The organism is Pseudomonas sp. 1L-B-1-E-C1, from assembly GCF_057291835.1.
Window position 1 is genome coordinate 82,466 of sequence record NZ_JBXAWN010000001.1, and the last position, 9,430, is coordinate 91,895.

General features: G+C 62.4%; 3 protein-coding genes. 1 reads left to right on the forward strand and 2 read right to left on the reverse strand.

Annotated elements, in window-relative coordinates:
- Positions 1-56: 56 nt before the first annotated feature.
- A complete protein-coding gene (locus AC0Z4S_RS00365; protein ID WP_485621597.1) occupies positions 57-1,511 on the reverse strand; it encodes an efflux transporter outer membrane subunit in 1,455 nt (484 codons plus the stop codon).
- On the reverse strand, positions 1,493-2,287 hold the full coding sequence (locus tag AC0Z4S_RS00370; RefSeq protein WP_485621598.1) for a helix-turn-helix transcriptional regulator: 795 nt from the start codon (positions 2,285-2,287) through the stop codon (positions 1,493-1,495). Before AC0Z4S_RS00370 ends, AC0Z4S_RS00365 begins: the two co-directional genes overlap by 19 nt.
- Before the next feature lie 474 nt (positions 2,288-2,761).
- On the opposite strand from AC0Z4S_RS00370, the gene AC0Z4S_RS00375 reads away from it, so the two are divergent.
- Positions 2,762-9,172 carry an amino acid adenylation domain-containing protein gene (locus AC0Z4S_RS00375; protein WP_485621599.1) on the forward strand — a complete coding sequence of 2,137 codons (6,411 nt, stop codon included), beginning with the start codon at positions 2,762-2,764 and terminating at the stop codon, positions 9,170-9,172.
- The last annotated feature ends 258 nt before the right edge of the window (positions 9,173-9,430 follow it).

The window sequence follows — 9,430 nt, forward strand, 5'->3', positions numbered from 1 at the left end:
ATCGCCGCGTGGTGCCGGATCGGGCGACAAAAGGTGTAAGAAGAAATGACCGGAGGTCAGCGCAGCGCTGGCTCCTCCGTCTGCCAGCCACCGCCCAGCGCGGTGTACAGATTGACCTCGGCCACCAGTTGCGCGAGGCGGTCGCTGATCAAGGCTTGTTGCGCAGTGAACAGCGAACGCTGCGCATCGAGAAACGTCAGGCTGCTGTCGACGCCGTTGCGATAACGGTTCTGCGCCAGGTTGTAATAGCTCTGCGTGGCCGCGACCAGATCGCGCTGCGCCTGCAATTGCTGCTGATACGTGCTGCGTGCGGCGAGACCGTCGGCAACTTCCTGAAACGCGGTCTGAATCGACTTTTCGTATTCAGCCACCGCCACATCTTTTTGCAATTTCGAATAATCCAGACTCGCCCGCAGGCTCCCGGCATTGAAGATCGGCAGGCTGATCTGCGGCTGGAACGTCCACGCGCCGGAGCCTGCGCTGAACAACCCGGAGAGATCTCGACTGGCGGTGCCGGCATTGGCGGTCAGGCTCACACTGGGATAGAAGGCTGCGCGCGCCGCGCCGATATTGGCGTTGGCGGCTTTGAGCCGGTACTCGGCCTGCAGGATGTCCGGGCGCCGTTGCAGCAGATCCGACGGCAGCCCCGCCGGCAGCGGCGATACCAGTTCACTGGCCAAGGGAAGCGCCGGCAATTGCTCGGATACCGGCGCACCCACCAGTAGCGTAAGGCTGTTCAGATCCTGGGCGACCAGTCGTTGATAGCGCGCAAGATTGACCCGCGAGCTGTCGACGCTGGTCCGCGCTTGCGCCTGTTCCAGCGCCGAAGATTTGCCAGCCTCGCGGTTACGCGTGGTCAGGTGCAGGCTCTGTTCGTCGGCGGTAAGCGTGTCACGGCTCAGCTCCAGCAACTGCTGATCGGCCCGCCACGTCAGGTAGGCATTGGCCACGTTGGCCACCAGACTCAGTTCGGCACTGCGCCGCGCCTGCTCGGTCGCGAGCCAGCTCTGCAACGCTTGTTCGCTGAGGCTGCGCACCCGACCGAACAGATCCAGCTCATAAGCACTGATGCCCAGATTGACCGTGTACGTCGAGGTGATTTGCGCCCGGCCGCCGGTGACGCTGGACGGCATCCGCTGGCGTAACTCGTTGGCGTTGGCCGATACCGCCGGCAGCAGGTCGGCGCGCTGGATCCGGTATTGCGCCTGAAACGCTTGAACATTCAGCGCCGCCACGCGCAGGTCACGGTTATTGGCCAGCGCTGTTGCAATAAGTTGCTTGAGAGCCGGATCGTTGAATAGCGTGCGCCAGTCTTCGCGGTTCGTCACCGGCTGCGTCGCCACCGGGTACTGCGCGGCGCTCGGCGACGGCGGTCGCTCATAATCAGGGATCAGCGAACACCCGGCCATGAGTAGAGCCGTGCACAGTAGGGGAAGGCGTAAGCTCGAACAGCTGCGGTTCGGCTGCACATGCGGTAAAGGTCGAGAAGGGTTCAAGCGCCGGCCATCCATTTCGCCAGGCCATGTCGCCCGCTGACACCCAGTTTGGCAGCGGCTCGCTTGAGATACGTCTCGATCGAGCTGTTCTTGACCCGCAGTTTTTCCGCCATTTGCGGCACGGTGGCGCCGGTCAGCAGACCCAGACAGACTTCCTTCTCGCGCGCTGACAAGACGACGTCGCTCAGGGCCAGACGTTCATCGAAGACCTGCGCCAGCGGCGCCCGCTCCAGCTCGGCCAGGGCCGGACGTGGCTGCCGGGCAAGGCTTTGCCGGGTCATCTGCGCGTGACGTTCGATCAGCGGCAGCAAGGTGTCGGACAGGCTTTTCAGAAACGCCAGTTCCGGCAGGGAGAACACCCGCTGGGTGTGCGGCCGGTACACCGAGATCACACACCGGCGATTGGACGTGCGCGAGACCAGATTGCATTGATGCACGCCGTGTTGCGGATGGCGTGGCAGCAAGGAGGCTTTCAACTGGATCAGCAGTGAGTCGTTCATCTCGATCATTTTCTGCAACAGTGGATGATCGTCCGGTCGTTCGATCGCTGCCTGGCATTCGCCGGCCTGCGGCAGACCCGCGCTGCCCAGCGGTTTGATCTCGACCACGCTGGCCTGGCGCTCATCCAGCGTCCACTCACTGAGATCGAGGCGGTTGACCGGCACCAATGTGTCGACCAACTGGAACATATTGCTGGCGAAATGATCGTCGCCGGTGCTGGCTATCAGCTCTCCAAGTTGCCAGTAGAAGTGCGGGTTTTCCATGTTGCGAATACTGCCGGTCAGATTCATATCCTTCTCATCCCTGGTTCAGAGTCATCACCGCTTCGTCTACCGTTCATGCACACGTCACCGCGCAATCATTTCTCCTTGAACTGAGCTGCAGCGGAATTTAATCCTATGCATTTGTCCTGCGTCTGTAGGGGAAAACGGGGACACAAAGTGCCACTATTTCCGCTGAGATGCTGATGGCAGGCGGCTGCGCTCAATCGGCATGCGTGACTGAGGAGTCATGCCGAACGCCCGGATTATCGGCAGATGAAGTCTTCCCGGCGTCGACTGCCCAGCGAAAAGCGCTACTTCGGAATGGTGTTTTTCCTACAGATTTTTCAGTCGTTGCTTCAGCAAACAGGGCGCGGCGCCCCTGAGTTCGGGGGGTTCAGGGCGAGTGGGGCAGGGAAGCGTTGCGCTTGTCCGGGTTTCAGGTGTCATCCCGTAAACGGGGCCGATGCTTGAATATCCGGCAAATCACATGAGATGGATCTTATGCAGCCTACTTCTGCCAACGTGGCGGACGATCTGTCCGTGCCTGTCGAGACATTCCCGCTGACTGCCGCTCAACGGGATATCTGGCTGGACCAACTGAGCCGCGGAGATTCGCCGCTGTACAACATTGGCGGGTATGTCGAACTGACCGGGCCGCTGGATCCGGCACTGATGCAATCGGCACTTGAATCTCTGGTGGCAGCGAATGATGCCTTGCGCATTGTGCTGCTGGCAGACGTCGGTCACGACGGGCTGCCGTTACAAGGGTTCGCACAGACACTGCCGGTGGCCATGCCGCTATTTGATTTCAGCGGGCATCCCGATCCACAGTCGGCGGCTCGGGCGCTGGTCGAAGAGCAAATGGCCCAGGCTTACGTGATGAGCGGCCAAGCGTTGTTCCGCTTCAGCCTGATTCGCCTCGATCATCACCGCCACTGGCTGGCAGCGCAGGCTCACCACTTGATTATCGATGGTTGGGGGTTTGGTTTACTGTTCAAATCGGTGGGCGACATTTACAGCGCGCTGTCCCGCGGCGAGCATCCAGGCGTGGCGGCACCGTCCTATGTCGGCTTCATCGAAGATGACGCGCGCTATCACCAGTCATCCCGCTATGAACTCGATCAAAGCTACTGGCTGGACAAGTACCGCAGCCTTCCCGAACCTTTGCTGGCGCCCGGTTATCGCGAACCCCTTGATCCTGAAACGGCGCCAGCTCGCATCCACGTCGAGGCTTTTCCGGCCCTGCTGCACGAGCGCATGAAAGACACCGCGCGACACCTCGGCGGTTCGGCCTTTCATGTGTTGCTGGCGGCGCTGCACGTGTATTTCAGTCGCACCGCCCAGCGTGACGAGTGGGTGGTCGGCTTGCCGATTCTCAATCGCTCTGGCGCCCGCTTCAAAAGCACCATGGGCTTGTTCACCCAGGTCAGTGCGATGCGCATGGACTTTGGCCGTGAATTGTCATTCGCTGAGTTGATCAAGGCGATCGGCGATAGCCTCAAGCAGGATTTTCGCCATCAACGCTATCCACTGAGCGAGATGAACCGCGCACTGGGCCTGTTGCGTGAAGACCGTTCGCAGCTGTTCGAGTTGTCGGTGTCCTACGAGCAGGACGACCATGACTACCGTTACGCTGAGACGCCGGGGCACGTGGTCAAGGTCTCCAATCAGCATGAAGCGACACCGCTGGCCCTTCACCTGCGCAGCAACCGTTTCAACGACAAGGCCTGGCTGCATCTGGTGTACTCGCCTGCCTATTTCGCGGCCGATGAGATCGCGGCGCTCACCGAGCGCTTGTTGCTGATTCTGCAGCAAGGCCTGGAATGCCCGGCACTGGCGATCGCCGATTTCAATCTCAATAGCCCGGCAGAGCTGGCCCTGCTCAAGGAGTGGAACGACACCCGCGTCAGTTATCCGCACGGGCAACTGATTCATAGACGATTCGTATCCCGAGTGGCCGACCAACCGGACGCCGTGGTAGCAACGTACCAAGGACGAACTCTGAGTTATGCCGAGCTGAACCGGCAAGCCAATGGGTTGGCCCACCATCTGATCGGCCTCGGCGTGCGCCCTGACGATCGTGTGGCGATCGTTGCCCGCCGGAGCCTGGAAACGCTGGTCGGGCTACTGGCGACTCTCAAGGCTGGCGCCGCGTATGTGCCGATTGATCCGGCGCATCCGCCCGAGCGCCTGAGTTATCTGCTCAGCGACAGTGCTCCAGTGGCGTTGCTGAGCCAAAGCGATCTGCGTGAGCGTTTGCCCGCCACAGCGCTGCCGGTTATCGAGCTTGATCGGCGCGAATGGTCGCTCGACAACATGGTCGATCCCGACGTCCCGGGGTTGACCACCAGCAACCTCGCTTACGTGATTTACACCTCTGGCTCTACCGGATTGCCCAAAGGCGTCATGGTCGAGCACCGCACACTCGGCAATCTGGTCGACTGGCACTGCGCGGCGTTCGGCCTCGGCATCGGACAGCACACTTCGAGCCTTGCCGGCTTCGGTTTCGACGCGATGGCGTGGGAGGTATGGCCAGCGTTGTGTGCCGGGGCGACCCTGCACTTGCCGCCCGCAAGCGAAGGCAACGAAGACATCGACGTGCTGCTCGACTGGTGGCGTGGGCAGCCGCTGGACGTCAGCTTTTTGCCAACGCCGATTGCCGAATACGCTTTCAGCAAACAACTCGACCACCCGACCTTGCGCACCTTGCTGATCGGCGGTGATCGTCTGCGCCAGTTCAACCGTGCCCAGGCGTTTGCGGTGGTCAACAACTATGGGCCGACCGAAGCGACGGTGGTCGCCACCTCGGGGCTGATCATGCCTGGGCAGGCGTTGCACATCGGCAAACCGGTGAGCAATGCCACGGCGTATTTGCTCGATGAGCAGCAGCGCCCGGTGCCGATCGGCATCATCGGTGAGCTGTATGTGGGCGGCGCCGGGGTGGCCCGGGGTTATCTGAATCGCCCGGACCTGACCGCCGAACGCTTCCTCGACGACCCGTTCAGTGTGCAGCCGGAGGCGCGCATGTACCGCACCGGCGACCTCGCACGGTGGCGCCCCGATGGCAACCTTGAGTACATCGGTCGTAACGATGACCAAGTGAAGGTTCGCGGTGTGCGTGTCGAACCGGGTGAAATCGAAGCCGCTCTAGCCAGCCATGATGCGGTGCAGGAAGCCGTTGTACTGGTGCGCAATGGTCAGCTGTTGGCATGGTTCACCGAGCATGAGGCGCTGGATGTCCTGCAACTGCACGCGCACCTGACCTCGCGCTTGCCGTCCGCCATGTTGCCGGCCGCTTACATCCGCCTGGCAACGTTGCCGCTGACCGCCAATGGCAAGCTTGATCGCCAGGCGCTGCCGGCGCCGGGGCCGGAAGCGTTGATCCGGCGCCAATACGAGGCGCCACAAGGTGACGTCGAAATCGCCCTGGCGCAGATCTGGGCCGAGGTCTTGCAGGTTGAACGGGTGGGGCGTCACGACCATTTCTTCGAGCTGGGCGGCCACTCCTTGTTGGCGGTCGGGCTGATCGAGCGCATGCGTCAGATCGGTATGAGCAGCGATGTGCGGGTGCTGTTCAGTCAACCGACACTGGCCGCGCTGGCAGCGGCGGAGGGCAGCGGCCGCGAAGTCGAGGTGCCGGCCAACCGCATTCCCCCCGATTGCACGCACATCACGCCTGACCTGTTGCCACTTGTGCAACTGGATCAGGCGATGATCGAGCGCATTGTCGCGACCGTACCCGGCGGTGCCGCCAATGTGCAGGACATCTACCCGCTGGCGCCGTTGCAGGAAGGCATTCTCTATCACCACATCACCGCCGCGCAGGGCGATCCGTATCTGCTGCAATCGCTGCTGGCGTTCGACAGCCTCGAACGGGTCGAGGCCTTCGCCACTGCGCTGCGTCAGGTCATCGCACGGCACGACATCCTGCGTACGGCAGTGGTCTGGGAGGGGCTGACGTCGCCGGTGCAAGTGGTGTGGCGCGAGGCGATTCTGCCAGTGCAGGAGGTCGAACTGCAGCCTGCTTACGGCGCGATCATCGATCAATTGCACAAGCGTTTCGACGCACGGCGCTATCGCCTCAATGTCAGTCAGGCACCGCTGCTGCGCCTGATGTATGCCCGTGATCCGGCGCACAACCGAGTGGTTGGCATCTTGCTGTTCCATCACCTGGCGATGGATCACATCGCGCTCGAAGCGATGCGCGAAGAGATTCACGCCAGCCTGTCCGGGCACCCGGAGACGCTAGCGCCGCCAGTACCGTATCGCAACTACGTGGCGCAGACGCGACTGGGCGTCAGCGAGCAGGAGCATGAAGCGTTCTTTCGCCAGATGCTCGGCGATATCGACGAGCCGACCTTGCCGTTCGCTTTGCAGAATGTGCAGGGTGACGGCAGCAACATTGAAGAAGCTGAGCAAGCCTTGGCATCCGATCTCTATCAGCGCATGCAGCAGCAGGCGCGTCTGGCGGGTGTGAGCGTTGCCAGCCTGATCCACCTCGCCTGGGCGCAAGTGCTGGCAGCGACCTCCGCGCAGCGAAGCGTGGTATTCGGCACGGTGCTGATGGGGCGCATGCAGGGCGGCGTGGGTGCCGACCGGGCGTTGGGGGTGTTCATCAACACCTTGCCGCTGCGGGTCGATGTCGGTGAAGGCGCGCGCGCGGCGGTGCAGTCCACCCACGCACGCCTGACCGCTTTGCTCGCCCATGAACATGCGTCTTTGGCGCTGGCCCAGCGTTGCAGTGGCGTTGCCGCGCCAGCGCCACTGTTCAGTGCCTTGCTCAACTACCGACACAGCGATGATGCTGAGCAAAAAACCTCCCGGCAAACGTGGCAAGGCATCGAAACCCTGGCCAACGAGGAACGCACCAATTACCCGTTTACCCTGAGCGTTGACGATCTCGGTACGGGCTTGCGCCTGACCACCAGAACCTTGTCGAATATTGGCGCGCAGCGGATTTGCGCTTACGTGCAAACAGCGTTGAGCGGTTTGGTCGAGGCGCTGGAGAACACGCCGCAGCGGCCGCTGAACAGCCTGCCGTTGTTACCGCAGGAGGAACGGCAACGGCTGCTGATCGAGTTCAACGCTACTGAAGTCGATTGCCCGATCGACCAGCCACTGCAGGCGCTGTTCGAACAACAGGTGCAGCGCAAGCCGGATGCCATCGCCGTGCAGTTCGCCGAGCAACGCCTGACCTATCGCCAGTTGAACGAGCAGGCCAATCGCCTGGCTCATCATCTGCGCGAGCTCGGCGTGCAGCCGGATTCGCGGGTCGCGATCTGCGTCGAGCGCGGGCCGGAACTGGTGATCGGTCTGCTGGGGATTCTCAAGGCCGGTGGTGCGTATGTGCCGCTCGATCCGGATTATCCGCTGCAACGGCTCAACTACATGTTGCAGGACAGCGCACCGGTCGCGCTGCTGGTGCATGGCGCGACGCGCGATCTGCTCGGCGAAACCAGCGTGCGGCTGATCGATCTCGACCTCGGCGCCTGGCAGGACCAGCCGCACGACAACCCGCAGGTGCCGGGACTCGGCGCGGCGAATCTGGCCTACATGATCTACACCTCCGGCTCCACCGGTACACCGAAGGGCGTGATGATCGAACACCGCAGCGCTTGCAACATGGTGCATTGGGGTTCGCAACTGGCGCCACCGAGCGAACACGGGTCATTGTTGCAAAAGGCGCCGTACAGTTTCGACAGTTCGGTGTGGGAGATCTTCTGGCCGCTGTGCTCGGGCATGCGTCTGGTGCTGGCGCGGGCCGACGGCAATCGCGATTCGGCTTATGTGACGCAAGTGATCCGCGAGCAGAACATTTCGGTGGTCAAGTTCGTACCGGCGTTGTTGCAGCAGTTCATCGAACAGGACGATGTCAGCCAGTGCACCAGCCTCACCGACGTGCTTAACGGTGGCGGCGAGTTGACTGTTGCGCTGGCCCGGCAAGTGCGCGAGCGCCTGCCGTGGGTGCGCCTGCACAACGTCTACGGGCCGACCGAAACCACCGTCGACAGCAGCGGCTGGACGCTGGAACCCGGTGAGCCGGTGCCACAGACACAAGTGCCGATCGGCAAGGCGCTGAGCAACACGCGGCTGTATGTGCTCGATGCCGGCGATCAACCGGTGCCGCTTGGCGTCAGCGGTCATTTGCACATTGGCGGGGTGGGCGTGGCGCGGGGCTATTGGGGACTGCCGCAATTGCAGGCCGAACGCTTTATCGACAGTCCGTTTGTGACCGGTGACCGGTTGTATCGCACTGGGGATCTGGTGCGTTACAGCGCTGACGGCAATCTCGAGTTCCTCGGTCGCAATGACTTTCAGGTCAAGCTGCGCGGGGTTCGTCTCGAGCTGGGCGAGATTGAAGCGCGTCTGCTTGAGCATCCGGACATTCGCGAGGCAGTGGTGCTGGTTCGCGACGAGCGATTGGTGGCTTATTACAGCGTGCGGGCCGAACGGGCTGCACCGACGCTGGAGGCGTTGCGCAATCATGTGTTGGCGCGGTTGCCAGAATTCATGGTGCCCGGCGCTTACGTCATGCTGGCGGCGTTGCCGTTGACGCCCAACGACAAAATCGATCGCAAGGCATTGCCGGAACCGGGGGCGCAAGCGCTGCTCAGTCGGCCTTATGCGCCACCTGAAGGCGACGTGGAAACCGCCTTGGCGCAGATCTGGGCGCAGGTGCTCAAGGTCGAGCAGGTGGGGCGCGGCGACAACTTCTTCGAATTGGGCGGGCATTCCTTGCTCGCGGTCAGTCTGGTCGCGCGCATGCGCCTGGCCGGCCTGCATGTCGACGCGCGCACGCTGTTCAGCCAGCCGACACTGGCCGCGCTGGCGGCCCAGACCTCGCGACAGGCGAAGCAGGTCGAGATCGCCCAGACCACCATCCCGAACCTCAACCGCAAACGCCGGCTCTGACCGCCAGACACAAACCCTGTGGGAGCGAGCCTGCTCGCGAAAGCGGTGTATCAGTCGCCATCAACATTGACTGAACCAGCGCCTTCGCGAGCAGGCTCGCTCCCACAGGGGACTTGCGGTGCTCGGGCAGGGCGGCTTGTCCCCGCTTCCCATGTCAGACGCCCACGCCCCGATGTTTTAGTTTTTCCAGGCTGCGCGCCGTCTGCACGGACTCGCTGCTGCGCGCCCCTATTTTCCGTATTTACAGCAGGTTACCTC